The organism is Variovorax sp. V118, from assembly GCF_041154445.1.
Lineage (GTDB): Bacteria > Pseudomonadota > Gammaproteobacteria > Burkholderiales > Burkholderiaceae_C > Variovorax > Variovorax boronicumulans.
In genome coordinates, this window is sequence record NZ_AP028663.1 from 1916756 (window position 1) to 1931229 (window position 14474).

13 protein-coding genes are annotated in these 14474 nt (G+C 69.8%); 8 read left to right on the top strand and 5 right to left on the bottom strand.

All coding sequences use genetic code 11. The features are described from left to right. Nucleotides 1-18: 18 nt before the first annotated feature. Nucleotides 19-2406 (top strand): YgiQ family radical SAM protein, encoded by a 2388-nt coding sequence (locus ACAM52_RS08620; RefSeq protein WP_062481079.1) that lies wholly within the window; start codon nucleotides 19-21, stop codon nucleotides 2404-2406. Nucleotides 2407-2425: 19 nt separating this feature from the next. On the opposite strand, the gene ACAM52_RS08625 is transcribed toward ACAM52_RS08620, so the two are convergent. Then, entirely contained in the window at nucleotides 2426-3067 is a 642-nt protein-coding gene (locus tag ACAM52_RS08625; RefSeq protein ID WP_369646717.1) for a DUF1294 domain-containing protein, read from the bottom strand. A gap of 291 nt (nucleotides 3068-3358) precedes the next feature. Here ACAM52_RS08625 and ACAM52_RS08630 point away from each other — a divergent pair, with 291 nt between their 5' ends. From ACAM52_RS08630 to ACAM52_RS08640, 3 genes are all read left to right on the top strand, one after another. Beyond that, a complete protein-coding gene (locus ACAM52_RS08630) occupies nucleotides 3359-4279 on the top strand; it encodes a DMT family transporter (protein ID WP_369646718.1) in 921 nt (306 codons plus the stop codon). A 25-nt stretch (nucleotides 4280-4304) separates the two neighbouring features. Next, entirely contained in the window at nucleotides 4305-5198 is an 894-nt protein-coding gene (locus tag ACAM52_RS08635; protein WP_369646719.1) for a hypothetical protein, read from the top strand. Between the two features lie 142 nt (nucleotides 5199-5340). Further along, nucleotides 5341-7422, top strand: coding sequence for an esterase-like activity of phytase family protein (locus ACAM52_RS08640; protein WP_369646720.1), 2082 nt, complete (start codon nucleotides 5341-5343; stop codon nucleotides 7420-7422). Between the two features lie 6 nt (nucleotides 7423-7428). Here ACAM52_RS08640 and ACAM52_RS08645 read toward each other — a convergent pair whose 3' ends face one another. Beyond that, nucleotides 7429-8301: a CoA transferase gene (locus tag ACAM52_RS08645; RefSeq protein WP_369646721.1), complete on the bottom strand. Its 873-nt coding sequence runs from the start codon at nucleotides 8299-8301 to the stop codon at nucleotides 7429-7431. 156 nt (nucleotides 8302-8457) lie between these two features. On the opposite strand from ACAM52_RS08645, the gene ACAM52_RS08650 reads away from it, so the two are divergent. Then, nucleotides 8458-9360 carry an SDR family oxidoreductase gene (locus tag ACAM52_RS08650; protein ID WP_307635602.1) on the top strand — a complete coding sequence of 301 codons (903 nt, stop codon included), beginning with the start codon at nucleotides 8458-8460 and terminating at the stop codon, nucleotides 9358-9360. Nucleotides 9361-9363: 3 nt separating this feature from the next. Here the strand turns inward: ACAM52_RS08650 and ACAM52_RS08655 are convergent, their stop codons facing one another. Further along, the gene (locus ACAM52_RS08655) at nucleotides 9364-9822 is read right to left on the bottom strand and encodes an Lrp/AsnC family transcriptional regulator (protein ID WP_369646722.1); all 459 of its coding nucleotides are present in this window, start codon (nucleotides 9820-9822) and stop codon (nucleotides 9364-9366) included. A gap of 125 nt (nucleotides 9823-9947) precedes the next feature. Here ACAM52_RS08655 and ACAM52_RS08660 point away from each other — a divergent pair, with 125 nt between their 5' ends. Further along, nucleotides 9948-10559: a glutathione S-transferase gene (locus ACAM52_RS08660; RefSeq protein WP_369646723.1), complete on the top strand. Its 612-nt coding sequence runs from the start codon at nucleotides 9948-9950 to the stop codon at nucleotides 10557-10559. Nucleotides 10560-10569: 10 nt separating this feature from the next. Here the strand turns inward: ACAM52_RS08660 and ACAM52_RS08665 are convergent, their stop codons facing one another. Together ACAM52_RS08665 and ACAM52_RS08670 are read right to left on the bottom strand one after the other, a co-directional pair. Beyond that, nucleotides 10570-10959, bottom strand: a complete 390-nt coding sequence (locus tag ACAM52_RS08665; RefSeq protein ID WP_070060973.1) for a DUF488 domain-containing protein — start codon at nucleotides 10957-10959, stop codon at nucleotides 10570-10572. A 42-nt stretch (nucleotides 10960-11001) separates the two neighbouring features. Further along, nucleotides 11002-12885 carry a PhoX family phosphatase gene (locus tag ACAM52_RS08670; RefSeq protein ID WP_369646724.1) on the bottom strand — a complete coding sequence of 628 codons (1884 nt, stop codon included), beginning with the start codon at nucleotides 12883-12885 and terminating at the stop codon, nucleotides 11002-11004. Nucleotides 12886-12989: 104 nt separating this feature from the next. On the opposite strand from ACAM52_RS08670, the gene ACAM52_RS08675 reads away from it, so the two are divergent. Both ACAM52_RS08675 and ACAM52_RS08680 read left to right on the top strand, forming a co-directional pair. Continuing rightward, a complete protein-coding gene (locus ACAM52_RS08675; RefSeq protein ID WP_369646725.1) occupies nucleotides 12990-13817 on the top strand; it encodes a crotonase/enoyl-CoA hydratase family protein in 828 nt (275 codons plus the stop codon). A gap of 315 nt (nucleotides 13818-14132) precedes the next feature. Beyond that, entirely contained in the window at nucleotides 14133-14447 is a 315-nt protein-coding gene (locus ACAM52_RS08680; protein ID WP_070060970.1) for a hypothetical protein, read from the top strand. Nucleotides 14448-14474 lie beyond the last annotated feature (27 nt).

Below are 14474 nucleotides of genomic sequence, written 5' to 3' on the forward strand. Positions count from 1 at the left end.
CGCTGTCCGCTCCCACCGATGAACGCCCCCGTCGACGTCTCCTTTTTTGCGCGTGCCGCCAAGCCGCTGACCAGCTACCGCAAGTACTGGGCGGCCCGTTTCGGCACGGCCAAGTTCCTGCCGACCTCGCGCAAGGAGATGGACGCGCTCGGCTGGGACAGCTGCGACATCATCGTGGTCACGGGCGACGCCTACGTCGACCATCCGAGCTTCGGCATGTCGGTCATCGGCCGCATGCTCGAGGCGCAGGGCTTTCGCGTGGGCATCATCGCGCAGCCCGACTGGCAAAGCGCCGAGCCCTTCAAGGTGCTGGGCAAGCCGAACCTGTTCTTCGGCGTCACGGCCGGCAACATGGATTCGATGATCAACCGCTACACGGCCGACCGGAAGATCCGCAGCGACGACGCCTACACCCCCGGCGACGTCGGCGGCTCGCGCCCCGACCGCGCGGCCATCGTGTATTCGCAGCGCTGCAAGGAAGCCTGGAACGACGTGCCGATCATCCTGGGCGGCATCGAAGGCTCGCTGCGCCGCATCGCGCACTACGACTACTGGTCGGACAAGGTGCGCCGCTCCATCGTCGTCGACGCCAAGTGCGACCTGCTGCTGTACGGCAACGCCGAGCGCGCCATCGTCGAGATCGCGCACCGCCTGGCCGCTAAGGAGCCGGTGCAGCAGATCACCGACGTGCGCGGCACCGCCTATGTGCGCCGCGAAACGCCCGAGGCCTGGTTCGAGATCAACTCCACCAGCGTCGACGAGCCGGGCCGCGTCGAGGCGCACGTCAACCCGTACCTGATGGTGTCCGACCAGGCCAAGGCCAACGGCGCCACCTGCGCGAAGGAAGACGAGGCGCAAGCCGTCGCCAAGGCCGCCGAAGCCGCGGGCTCCGCCGCCGGTTCGGTCGTCAACCCCGCCATCAAGCCGCTGAACTTCGTGCCCAACCCGGCGCTGCAAGGCCGCGGCAAGATCGCCGTGCCGCCGCGCGACCGCTCGGTGATCCGCCTGCCGTCGTACGAACAGGTGCGCAGCGACCCGGTGCTCTACGCCCACGCCAACCGCGTGCTGCACCTCGAAACCAACCCCGGCAACGCCCGCGCGCTCGTGCAGGCGCACGGCGAGGGCGCCACGGCGCGCGACGTGTGGATCAACCCGCCGCCCATTCCGCTCACCACGGCCGAGATGGACCACGTGTTCGACCTGCCGTACGCGCGCAGCCCGCATCCGCGCTACGCCGACGAGAACGGCAGCCACGACGGCGCGACCAAGATCCCCGCGTGGGAAATGATCCGCTTCAGCGTGAACATCATGCGCGGCTGCTTCGGCGGCTGCACCTTCTGCTCGATCACCGAGCACGAGGGCCGCATCATCCAGAGCCGCTCGGAAGACTCGATCATCAAGGAGGTCGAGGCCATCCGCGATTCGGTCAGCGGCTTCACCGGCACCATCTCCGACCTGGGCGGACCGACGGCCAACATGTACCGCCTGGGCTGCAAGAGCCCCGCCATCGAGGCGGCGTGCCGCAAGCCCAGCTGCGTGTACCCGGGCATTTGCCCGAACCTCGGCACCAACCACGACCCGCTCATCAAGATCTACCGCCGTGCGCGGGCGCTCAAGGGCATCAAGAAGATCCTCATCGGTTCCGGCCTGCGCTACGACCTGGCCGTGCAGTCGCCCGAGTACGTGAAGGAGCTGGTGCAGCACCACGTCGGCGGCTACCTCAAGATCGCGCCCGAGCACACCGAGCAGGGCCCGCTCACCAAGATGATGAAGCCCGGCATCGGCAGCTACGACAAGTTCAAGCAGATGTTCGAGAAGTACTCGGCCGAGGCGGGCAAGAAGCAGTACCTCATCCCGTACTTCATCGCCGCGCACCCGGGCACCAGCGACGAGGACATGATGAACCTCGCGATCTGGCTCAAGAAGAACGGCTTCCGCGCCGACCAGGTGCAAACGTTCTACCCGAGCCCGATGGCCACGGCGACGACGATGTACCACACCAACAAGAACCCGCTGCGCAAGATCACGCGCGAGAGCGAGACGGTGGACATCGTGCGCGGCGACAAGCGTCGCCGCCTGCATAAGGCCTTCCTGCGCTACCACGATGCCAACAACTGGCCGCTGCTGCGCGAGGCCCTGAAGAGCATGGGCCGCGCCGACCTCATCGGCAACGGCAAGCACCACCTGATCCCGACGTGGCAGCCGCTGACCGATGGCGGCTACACGAGCGCGCGCCGCAAGAACTCGACCTCCGCGCCGGTGGCCGCCAAGGCCGCGGCGCCGGTCAGGCTCGCGCCGGTGAAGCCCTCCAAGGGCCGCATCCTCACGCAGCACACGGGCCTGCCGCCGCGCGACAACGGCAGCGGCGGCAAGCCGCTCAACAAGCCTTCACGCAAGGTGCGTTGAGGCGTTGTCGAAGGCGCGGTCAGCCGAAGGCCGCGTGCTTCGACAGCCAGAACACCCACGCCCCCAGCGCCGCGCAATGCAGCGCGACCGTGGCGTAGAACCTCCACAGGAAACTCGCCTTGCTCGACTTGTGCCGCAGCAGCTGCTGCGCGCACCATGCGCCCGGCCAGCCGCCCGCGAACGCGAGCAGGTGCAGCGTGCTTTCCTGCGTGCGCCAGCGCCCGGCCTGCGCCGCGCTCTTGTCGAAGGCATAGATCCCGAAGGTGAGCAGGCTCAGCCCTGCGACGACCGCAAGTGCGGGGAGCGGCAGGCGATCGAGCCAGACGGCGGCGCCCAGGCCCAGCGCGTAGACCCCGATCAGCCACGCGCCCCACGGCGTGCCGGCCGTGCTGCGACCCGAAGGCCGGCGAGGCTGCGGGCGTGATGCTGCACGAGGCACGGCAGCCGCCGAGGCTGCAGCCGCTTCCACGGCCACCGCACGCGGCCCTTTGCCGCCGACATGAATTTCGTCGAAGTGCACCGCCATGCCGACCTGCGGCTTCAGCTGGCGGTCGCGAAAGTCGCGCAGGTGCACGAAGACGTCGGCCGACACCTCCGGGCTGCGGATGAAACCGAAGCCGCGCTCGGCCTCCCAACGAACGAGTCGACCTTGGCGCTTCATGGCATGCGGTGAGAAAGGGCAGGGCACATGCCGGCGATTCTCTCTTGTGGGCGCGGGGCGCCGCTCCTATCATCGGCCGCTCATGCACCTGCATCACTCTCCCCCTTCGTCGACCTGCCGCTGACGTTCGCGCGCGCTTCGCGCCGCGCCCGTCAGGCCCGCAAGTGGTCGCTGCCGTCCGCCTTCTTCCGCTGAATGAAGAAGAGTTGGGCGGTGGCCGGATGGTCATGCCCGCCCCCGGCAATGCGTCGACGCGACGCCGAGGCAGCGGGCCTCACGGAGAGTTTCAACATGAATGCAAGAACAACGGCCGCCCTGGCCTGGGGCGGCGTGCTGCTGGCCGGCGTGCTCTGGGGCGGCGGCGCCCTGGTGGCGCAATTCCTGATCGACGGCGGCATCGCGCCGCACAGCCTGTCGCTCGCGCGCTTCGCGCTGGGCATGCCGCTGCTGTGGTGGCTGCATTGGCAGGCGACGCGGCGCGCGCCGGTCGCCGATGCCGGGTGGCGCCACCTGACGCGGCGCGAGCAGGGCCACGTCGTCGGCACCGGCGCCGCGATGGCGCTGAACGTGAGCTGCTGGTTCGCCGGCATCGCGCACCTGGGTGCCGCGTTGCCGACGGTGATCTCGATCTGCTGCGCGCCGCTGATCGTGGCCTGCGTGTCGGTGCTGCGCGGCTACGAACCCTTCGGCGCGCGCCTGCTCGGTGGCCTCGTGCTGGCGCTGGCGGGCGTGCTGCTGCTGGTGATGCCGGCCGCTGGCTGGGGCGCCTTGCCGACGGGCTACGGCGCAGGGTTGGCGTGGTCCTTCGGCTCGGCCGTCTGCTATGCGCTGGTGGTGCTGGGCAACGCGCGCATGCCGGCGCGGGTACCGGCCGTGACCGCGTCCGCCTGGGGCATGAGCGCCGCGGCGCTGTGCATGCTCGGCGTCGCCGCTGCGAACGGCATCACCTGGCCCGAGGGCACGGCGCAATGGACGGGCGCGGCCTACACCGGCGTGGCCACCACCTCGGTCGCCTACCTGGCCTTCGCCTGGGGCGCGCGTCGGCTGTCGCCGACGGCGGCGGTGGTCGGCACGCTGATCGAACCGCTGGTGGCCGCCTGGCTGGCGGCGCTGTGGCTGGCCCAGCCGATGGCGCCGCGCCAATGGCTGGGGGCGGCGCTGCTGGCGGGGGCGATGCTGCTGCTGGTGCGGCGGAACCGGGGTATCGTGTAGCCCCATGACGAGCAGTTCGCCCCCCGTGCCGGTTTCGTGGAAGCGCATCCTGGCGGTGGCCGCCTGCTGCGGCGTGTCGCTGCTGGCGCAGGCGGCGGCCCCCGAGGCCTCCACGCCCGCGGGTGCCCAGGCCTTGCGCGCCGAGCACCAGAAGCTCAGCGACAAGCTCGACCAGAGCCGCTTCGGGCGCCCCGTGCAGCTCGACTCCACCGAGACGCCCGGCGGGCTCGAGGGCGACATCTACGCCGTGGTCGAGCATCCGCTGTCGAAGGTCAGCGCGGCGCTCAAGGGCTCGGACCACTGGTGCGAACTGCTCACGCTGCACATCAACAACCGGCGCTGCCGCATCAGCACCTCGCCGCAGGGCAAGGAGACGCTCACGCTGTTCGTGGTGCGCCGCTACGACAAGCCGGTCGACCAGGCCTTCGAGCTGCCGTTTGCCTACCGCGTGGCCAGCGCCACGCCCGAGCACCTGCAGGTCGAGATGTCGGCCGACACCGGCCCGTTCGGCACCAGCAACTACCGCGTGCGGCTCGAAGCGGTGGCGCTCGACGAGCGCAAGACCTTCCTGCACTTCAGCTACGGCTACAACCACAACACGATGGTGCGGCTTGCCACGCAGGCCTACCTCGCCACCTTCGGCAGCTCCAAGGTGGGCTTCACCGTGGTGGGCAAGGGCGCCGACGGCCAGCCCGAGTACATCCGCGGCCTGCGCGGGCTGGTGGAGCGCAATGCGATGCGCTACTTCCTCACGCTCGACGCCTACCTGGCCACCGGGGCCAACGACCCGGCCGAGCGCCGGCAGCGTTACTGGTTCGCGGCGGCCGAGCGCTACCCGCGCCAGCTGCACGAGGTCGACCTCGACACCTACCTCGCGGTCAAGCGCGAAGACCGCCAGCGCGACGGCAGCGGGCGCTGAAAAGGCGTCGACCACCGCAACCTTTCGGTTGCAGTTTCACGGGCTTGTCATCTGCCTCGGCATTAATCGCCGGGGCTTGCGCCTTTGCGCGGGCGCATCACAAGGACAACAAGCAATGCGCAAGACAACAAGAGGATCGAGGATGGGATGGCTGGCGCTCGTGGGCGCTGGCGCGGTGCTGACCGCCTGCGGCGGCGGCAACGGCGGCGGGGGCGGCTGGTCGTTCCCCGTGGGCGGCGGCACCACCAATCCGCCCGCTGCACAGTCGAAAACCGGCACCTTCCTGGATGCCGCAGTCGAAGGCCTCGACTACGTGGCCGGCAGCGCCCCCAAGGCCGCCACCAACGCCAAGGGCGAATTCATCTGCAAGGATGGCGAGACCGTCACCTTCAGCGCCGGCGCGCTGGCCCTGGGCAGCGCCGCATGCGGCGACGCGATCACGCCGCTCACCCTGGCCGGCGGCAGCGACGTGAAGGCCGATGCCGTGGTCAACCGCCTGCTCGCGCTGCAGAGCTTCGACGAGGACCGCGATCCCGCCAACGGCATCCGCCTGACGCCCGCACTCAAGGCTGCGCTGACGGCCGGCGCGCTCGATTTCAACGCCGCGCCCGACGCCTTCCACACCGCGCTCAACGCAGTGCTGGCCGCGTTGCCCGCTCCCTACAATGCCCGCATGGTCGACTCGAACCGCCGCATGCTGGCCCGAGAGCACTTCGAGGACACGCTGGCCTCGCGTCTGGCCGCACCGGTCACCGAAGCGTCGACGCAGACCAATCAGCTCGGCGCCATCGGCATCGCCGTCACGCGCTACCAGCTGCAGGCCGACACCCGCTTCCACGTGCCCTACGAGGGCGACAGCGCGGACATCAAGGCCGACTTTCCGCAGGGCTTCCTGCCGGCCTACGGCTCGGGCCTGGCGTTCAAGGGCAAGGCCGACGACGGCGCGCTCGAGTTCTACGCCATCACCGACCGCGGCCCGAACGGCGACGGCCCGACCGCGCCCGTGCCCGGCGGCGGCGACGGTGTCACCAGCATCAGCAAGGTGTTCCCGGCGCCATCGTTCGCGCCGAGCTTCGGCATCGTGCGCGTGGGCAAGACCGGCGCGGTGCTCAGCACCAGCGTGCCGCTCAAGCGCGACGCCAACACCAAGATCACCGGCCTGCCGCCGCGCTCGGGCGTGGGCTCGACCGGCGAGACCCCGCTGACCGACCAGTACAAGTTCGACGAAGCCAAGGCCGGCTACGACGCCAACGGCCTCGACCCCGAGGCCCTGGTGCTCGACAAGGCGCGCAACGTGCTGTGGACCAGCGACGAGTACGGCCCCTTCATCGCGCGCCTGAACATCGCCAGCGGCGTGATCGAGAAGAAGTACGCGCCCGGCCCCGGCGCCACCGACCTGCCGGCCGTGCTGGCCCAGCGCCGCCCCAACCGCGGCATGGAAGGCCTGACGCTCGATGTGGCCAGCGGCGTGCTGCACGGCTTCCTGCAGAGCCCGATCGACCCGCGCGACGCCAACGGCAAGTCGATCAAGGCCAAGCCGCCGGGCGGCAGCAACACCGATGTGCGCCACATCGCGAAGTTCACGCGCTGGCTCGCGTTCGATCCGGCCACCGAGACCTCGAAGCTCTACGCCTACCCGATCGACGGCAGCCAGTACGACAAGGACCGCACCGGCAACGCCAAGCTCGGCGACATGGTGAGCCTGGGCAACGGCCGCTTCATCGTCATCGAGCAGGGCGCGCGCAAGGGCGACGGCAAGGTGTTCAACAAGCTGATGCTGGTGGAGCTGCCGGCCAACGCGACGAACATCGCCGCCCCGGAGTTCAACCACAACCTCGAGATCAGCAGCATCACGCAGGCCCCATCGAATGGCGTCGACTATTCGACCGTGGTGACGATGCGCAAGACCGAGCTGCTCGACCTCAACGTGCTGGGCTGGCTGGCCGAGAAGGCCGAGGGCCTGACCATCGTCGACGACCAGACCCTGGCGCTGGTGAACGACAACGACTTCGGCCTGGGCACCGTGCTGCTCGGCGCCGATGGCACCCGCGTGGCCGGCAGCGTGGAAGACTGCACGGCCGCCGTCGACGGCCAGCTCAGCGGCTGCCCCGCGGGCGCAACCCGGGCGCGCATCACGCGCGGCTCCGACCTGGAGCGGCCGACGCGCATCTGGCTCATCAAGCTCGATCGCAAGCTGAGCGACCTGCGCCTGCCGGCGTCCTGAGCGCCGTCAGTCGGCCAGCGTGAGCAGCGGCACGTCGCGCTCACGGCCCATGGCTTCCAGCTCGGCGCGCGTGCGCGTCGCGAGCCAGGCGGCCAGTGCCGTGTGCGTGGCCGGCGCCATCATGTCCGGCGGCGCCACGCCGGCCACGTCGCACAGGCGCGCGGCGAAATGCGGCTCCAGCGCCGCCACCGCCACGCGGCCGTCGGCGCAGGGGTAGACCCGGTAGCCGGCGTGCGCGCCGCCCACTGCGCCGTCGGGCTTTGTCAGGCCCCAGGTGCGGGGCAGGGCGAGCCAGTCGGCCGAGGCGTTCAGCGCCACCTCGAGGTACACGCCGCCGCGCTGGCGGGTCTGCTGCAGCACGGCCTTCAGCACCGCCTCGCTCGCGAGCAGCGCGCCGCCCATGTCGGCGTACAGCGTGGGTGGCAGCGCCGTGCCGGTGACGAGGCCGCTCTCGGCGAGGTAGGTCAGGTCGTGGCCCGGCTCCTCGGCGCGTTCGCCCGGCGCGCCGACGATGGCGACCTGCGACAGCGCCGGGTGCCGCGCCTGCAGCGAGGCCCAGTCGAGCTTCAGCTTCTGCAGCGCCGACGGGCGAAACGAGGTCAGCAGCACGTCGGTGCGGGCCAGTTCAGCGTGCAGCTGCGCCTGGCCGGCTTCGGTCTTCAGGTCGACCGTGCGGACCTCGACGCCCTCGTGCAGCGCCGTGTACGCGGGCCGGTTGTACAGCCCCATCGGATCGCCGCCGGGCGGCTCCAGCTTGAGGCAGGTCGCGCCCATCGTGCGGCAGCGCAGCAGCGCGGCGGGGCCCGGCAGGTTGAGCGCCAGGCTCAGCACGCGCACGCCGTCGAGCGGCAGGAAGGAAGCATCGGAGGAACGGGGCATGGGTCGTGTGTCCGGAAGGTGCAGGGAAAAGAAGGGCGCGGCCATTTTCACCCGCCGGCAAAGCCAGATTCCGCAAGCCACGGCGCCCTGGCGGTCGTAGCATGCGGCGATGGCAGCACGCGCTCCTGCCGCTGCCGCAACGCCAAGGAGACCCTCATGTTCGAAGCATCCCTGATGCGCGGCCAGCGCATCCTCGTCACCGGCGGCGGCACCGGCCTCGGCCGTGCCATGGCCGAGCGTTTCCTGAGCCTGGGCGCCGACGTCGCCATCTGCGGCCGGCGCCAGGCGGTCTGCGAGGAAACCGCCGCCGCCTGGCGCCAGCAGTTTCCCGATCGGCGCATCGATGCCTTCGGCGTCGACATCCGCATCGCGCAGCAGGTCGACGAGATGGTCGAGAGCCTGTTCCAGAGCGGCGGGCTCACGGGCCTCGTCAACAACGCGGCGGGCAACTTCGTCTCGCCGACCGAGAGCCTCTCGCCGCGCGCCTTCGACGCCGTGGCCAACATCGTGTTCCACGGCAGCTTCTACGTGACGCAGGCCGTGGGCAAGCGCTGGGTGGCGCAGGCCAAGTCGGGCGCGTGGAAGCCGGGCGATGCCTTTCGCAGCGTGATGAGCATCATCGTCACCTGGGTCGACAACGGCAGCCCGTACGTCGTGCCCTCGGCCATGAGCAAGGCGGGCATCGAGGTCATGACCAAGTCGCTCGCGGTGGAGTGGGCGCGCCACGGCATCCGCCTGAACGCCGTGGGCCCCGGCGAGATCCCGACCGAAGGCATGAGCAAGCGCCTGAACCCCGGCGAGGAACCTGGCGCACGCAGCATCAAGACCAACCCGATGGCGCGCGTGGGCCGCATGAGCGAGCTGCAGAACCTTGCGTCCTTCCTGATGGCGCCGGGCCAGTGCGACTGGCTCACGGGCCAGAGCATCATGATGGACGGCGGCAATGCGCTGGCCACCGGCGGCAACTTCTACGAGCTGCGCGAGTGGAGCGACGCCGACTGGCTGGCCGCGCGCGAACGCATCGAGGCGCAGAACCAGAAGGACAAGGCGCAGCGCTGACGCTTACTTGCGCGGCGCCTTTGCCGCACCCACGGTGACCAGCTTGCGCACGGGGCTCGACAGCACCAGCGAGGTGGTCACCGAACCATCGACCGCGAGCGAATCCACCACGCGCTCCAGGTCAGTGGGCTCGGCGATGGCGCAGCGCACGAAGAAGCAGTCGGCGCCGGTCACGCGGTCCACCGCGAGCACCTCGGGCATGGCCTCGAAGAGCGCGAGGTAGCGCGCAATGGCCGCGTGCGTGGTGTCGATGCGGATGATGGCCTCCAGCCCCACGCCCAGCGCGCGCAGGTTCACGCGCGCGCCGTAGCCTTCGATCACGCCCGCATGCTCCAGCTTGCGCACGCGCTCGCTCATCGCGGGCTGCGACAGGCCGATGCGCTTGCCGATCGCGGCCAGGCTCTGGCGCGCGTCGGTCTGCAGGGCTTCGAGGATGAGGCGGTCTTTCTTGTCGAGGGTCATGGCGTGCGGCGAAAGAAGAGGGGACCGATGATCGATCGGTAGGCGGCGCCGATTTTCGATGGGTTGCCCTTCTGCGCGCGCGGCGCAGCCGCTATGGTGGCAGTCATCTTTTTCCAGGAGACCCCATGCAACTCGTCGGCATGCTCGACTCGCCCTTCGTTCGCCGCGCCGCGATCTCGCTGCGCCTGCTCGGCCTCGCTTTCGAGCACCGCTCGATTTCGGTCTTCAGCACCTTCGAGCAGTTCCGCGCGATCAACCCGGTGGTGAAGGCCCCGACGCTGGTGTGCGATGACGGCACGGTGCTGATGGATTCGACGCTCATCATCGATCATGCGCAGGTTGTGGCGGGGCGCAGCTTGTTTCCTGCCGACCCGGCCGGCCGGCTGCGCGACCTGCGCCTCACGGGGCTCGCGCTCGCAGCCTGCGAGAAGACGGTGCAGATCGTTTACGAGCGCAACCTGCGGCCCAGCGAGAAGCAGCACCAGCCGTGGGTCGATCGCGTGCAGGGCCAGCTGAACACGGCCTATGCCGAGGTGGAGCGCGAACTGGCGGCTGCGCCGCTGGCGGCACCCGCAGAAAAAACGATCACGCAGGGCGGTATTTCGGCGGCGGTGGCCTGGACCTTCACGCAGTTCATCCTGCCCGACGCGGTGCGCCCGTCGGACTTTCCGCTGCTCGCCGCCTACACGGCGCAGGCAGAGCAACTGCCCGTGTTCGTCGGCGCGCCGCTGGTCTGAACGACTTCGCTCAGGCTGCGATGTCCGCCCCGCGCTCGGCCAGCAGGCCGCGCAGCAGCGAGCGGTGGCAGCGCGATTCATCCTCGCAGTAGCAGCCGACCGCCAGCGCAGCGGTGTGCGAGAGCGCCGCGAGCAGGTCGAGGCTGCGGCTCGCATCGGCCTCGGCCATCTCGGCCTTGTACTTGCGCATGAAGGCGTTCCATTGCGCCGGCGTCTCGGCTTCCTGGCCCAGCTTCATCGTCTCGGCCGACGGCGCGAGGTTGGGGTACCACACGTCGTACCAGTTCTGCGCGGCGAACTCGGTCTTTGGCACGCCGCGCGGCGGGCGGCGCACGGTGCCGATGCGCAGGCCTTCGCCGGGTGCGCGCGGGGTGCCGAGTCGGACGATGCGGATGCTCATGACGGGGATCTCCTTGGGCTGTTGTTGTGATGTGTTCGACTGTCAGGTGCCGACGATACCGCCGTCGCGTCGGCGGATCGCCAGCGTGGCCGAGCGCGGGCGCGCGCTGCCGGGCTGCGAGCCGTCGGGCCAGGCGCTGTTGTGCTTCGCGTCGCCGTCGTCGCGCGACTCGCCCGGGTGCTGGATGTTGACGAACAGCGTGCGCCGGTCGGGCGTGACCACGCAGCCCGTGATCTCGCAGCCGTTGGGCCCCGTGAGAAATCGCTGGATGCGGCCCGTGGCCGGGTCGGCGCACAGCATCTGGTTGTTGCCGAGCGCGGCGTAGGGCGGCTTGCCCATGGACTGCCCGCTCATGTCGGTCTGGATCCACAGCAGCCCGCCGCTGTCGAAGTGCAGGCCGTCGGGGCAGCCGAACACGTCGGCGTGGTCGCTGGGGTAACGCGTGCCGGCACCGGGCTGCGCGGGGTCGCCTGCGAGCGCGTAGTGGTTCCACGCGAAGGCTGTACTCGCCGCGTCGCCGCCGTCCTCGCGCCAGCGCAGGATGCCGCCGAAGAAGTTGGGCGCGCGCGGGTTGGCGGCGTCGGCGCCGGGCTTGCCGAGGTCGCCGCGCTGCGTGTTGTTGGTGAGCGTGACGTACACCTCGCCGCTGTGCGGATGCACGGCGATCCATTCGGGGCGGTCCATCTTCGTGCCGCCAACGATGTCACCCGCCAGCCGCGCGTGGATCAGCACTTCGGCTTGGTTGGCGAAGCCGCTGGCGGCGTCGATGCCGTGGCGCCCGTGCACCAGCTCCAGCCAGCGCCCGCGCCCGCGCCCGTCGGCGTCGAAGCGCGCGACGTGCAGCGTGCCTTCGTCGAGCAGGTGCCGGTTGGCGGCGCGCGCGGCGGCATCGGTGCCGGGGCGCACAGGGTCGCGGCTCACGAACTTGTAGATGTATTCGAAGCGCGCGTCGTCGCCCATGTAGACCACCACGCGGCCGTCTTTCGCAACGGTGCAGGTCGCGCTTTCCTGCCGCTTGCGGCCGAGCGCGGTGCGCTTGACGGGCACCGAGTCGGGGTCGAAGGGATCGATCTCGACCACCCAGCCGAAGCGGTGCGGCTCGTTCGGGTGGCGGCTCAGGTCGAAGCGTTCGTCGAAGCGCCAGTACTCCACCCACTGCGCGCCCGGCACCGTGCCGTAGCGGCGCTGCGCGGGTGTCGCGTGGTTCGCGGCCTCCTTCGGGCCGCCGAAATAGCCGTGGAAGTTCTCCTCGCAGGTCAGGTAGGTGCCCCAGGGCGTGACGCCCATCGCGCAGTTGGCGAAGGTGCCGAAGACGCCGGTGCCCGTCGGGTCGGCGGCGGTGCGCATCAGCGGCGTGCCCGCGGCGGGGCCGGCGATGCGCATCGGTGTGCGGCCGTGCACGCGGCGCGCGTAGGGCGAGGGCAGCACCTGGCGCCAGCCCTCGGGTGTGCGGCGGACCTCGATGACCGACACGCCCATCGCATGCAGCGACTTGCGGACCTTGTCGGCGTTCCAGGCCTTCACGCCGTCGGTGTGCAGCAGTTGCTCGTCGGTGTACTCGTGGTTCATCACGAGCAGGCCGCGTTCGCCGCGCGCATCGAGCGCGAAGAAGTGCATGCCGTCGTGGTGCATGCCGGCCTGCAGGGCCTGCTCGTCGGCGCTGTTGCCGGCGTCGGGCGCGAAGGCCGGCATGCGGCCCGCAACGCCCGTGGGCGCGCCCCAGGGGTAGAGCATCTGCCACTCGTACTCCGGCGGCACCACCACCGCGTCGCGTTGCGAAATGGGCACGCTGGTGAAGAAGCCCGACGGGCTTGTCGCGCTCGTGGAAGGCGGCAGCTGCGAACGCGCGCAGCCCTGGCCGAACAGCGCGACGACGGCGGCGGTGGCGCCCGATTGCAGGAGAAAGTGACGGCGGTCCAGGGGCATGGCGAGGCGGCGGAGGTGTTGGGTCGGCGACAGTGCGCATCATCGCCCAGCGGCCCGGTCGCGCGATACTGGGCCGATACCCGGACACCGACAGGAGACATGCAATGAGCGACCGTATCGAATGGACCCGCCACGCCGACGGCGTGGTGGAACTGCAGCTGGCGCGCGCCGACAAGATGAACGCGCTCGACCCCGCGATGTTCGACGCGCTGGTCCAGGCGGGCGAAGCGCTGCGCGACGACAAGAGCGTGCGCGCCGTGGTCATCGCGGGCCGCGGCAAGGCCTTCTGCGCGGGGCTCGACATGGCGTCGTTCGAACGCATGGGGCAGGGCGCCGCCAGCGATGTGCTGGGCGCCTCGGCCGGCGGCACCGACCTGGTCGCGCGCACGCACGGCCTCTCGAATGCCGCGCAGCAGGTGGCGATGGTGTGGCGCGAAGTGCCGGTGCCGGTCATCGCGGCCGTGCACGGCGTGGCCTTCGGCGGCGGGCTGCAGGTGGCGCTGGGTGCCGACATCCGGCTCGTGGGCGCCGACACCAGGCTGTCGGTGATGGAGATCAAGTGGGGCCTCGTGCCCGACATGGCCGGCATGGTGCTGATGCGCGAACTGGCGCGCACCGACGTCGTGCGCGAACTCACCTTCACCGGCCGCATCTTCTCGGGCGAGGAGGCCGTGCGCCTGGGCCTGGCCACGCGCGTGGCCGCCGACCCGCTGGCCGAGGCGCTGCAGATGGCGCATGAGATTGCCGGCAAGAGCCCCGACGCGATCCGCGCCGGCAAGCGGCTGCTGAACGCGTCGCTCGCGCACAGCGCCGCCGAGTTGCTGATCGCCGAGTCGGTCGAGCAGCAGGTGCTGATCGGCAGCCCCAACCAGCTCGAGGCCGTGAAGGCCAACATCGAGCGGCGGGCGCCGCAGTTCAGCGCGCCGGCCTGAGTTTCTTCTTCTCGTTTTTTCCTGCGTTCCTCGCGGTGCGGACACCGCGAGGCGCAGCTGTTTGCGCGCCTGATTTGACCGGCCGAAGCGGCGGTCGCAACATTTCGTATGCCAAAAATCGTACACAAAGCGCGCCATCCGTGTCTTTGTGTAAGAATTAAGTAGTTGTTTTCCCGAGTAATTCGGCGGAATTGACCGCACTTTGTGTGCAGAAGGTCACGTCTTGCCGTATGCCCTCGGTCGGGAAAATGACTATCGGAGTCACACTCGAAAACAATTAATCAACTTTTGCTTTGGCTAGCGACGGCGTTCCGCATGTCGACGAATACGTTTTTTTGCAATCTCAGCGTGCCCATCCTCGTGGGCGAGGACCGCTACAAGTACGTCCCGATCGTGGGGGTGTTTCGCAGCATCCCCATCGAGCAGGTCGACGAGTGGGTGATGCACCCCGACGGCCGTCCGCGCAGCGATCGCGAACTCGCCGCCGAAGTGCTGGTCGAAATCCGCAAGCCGCTCGGCACCAGCGGCCACACGGCGCCGAACGCCTTCGACGTCGCCGACATCCTGCAGCTCGATCGCGCGGCTGCCATCGTGGTGTCGACCTTTCTCGCGGCGCTGCCGCGGGTCTGAACAGCTCCTAGCTGCTTCTTTCTTCTC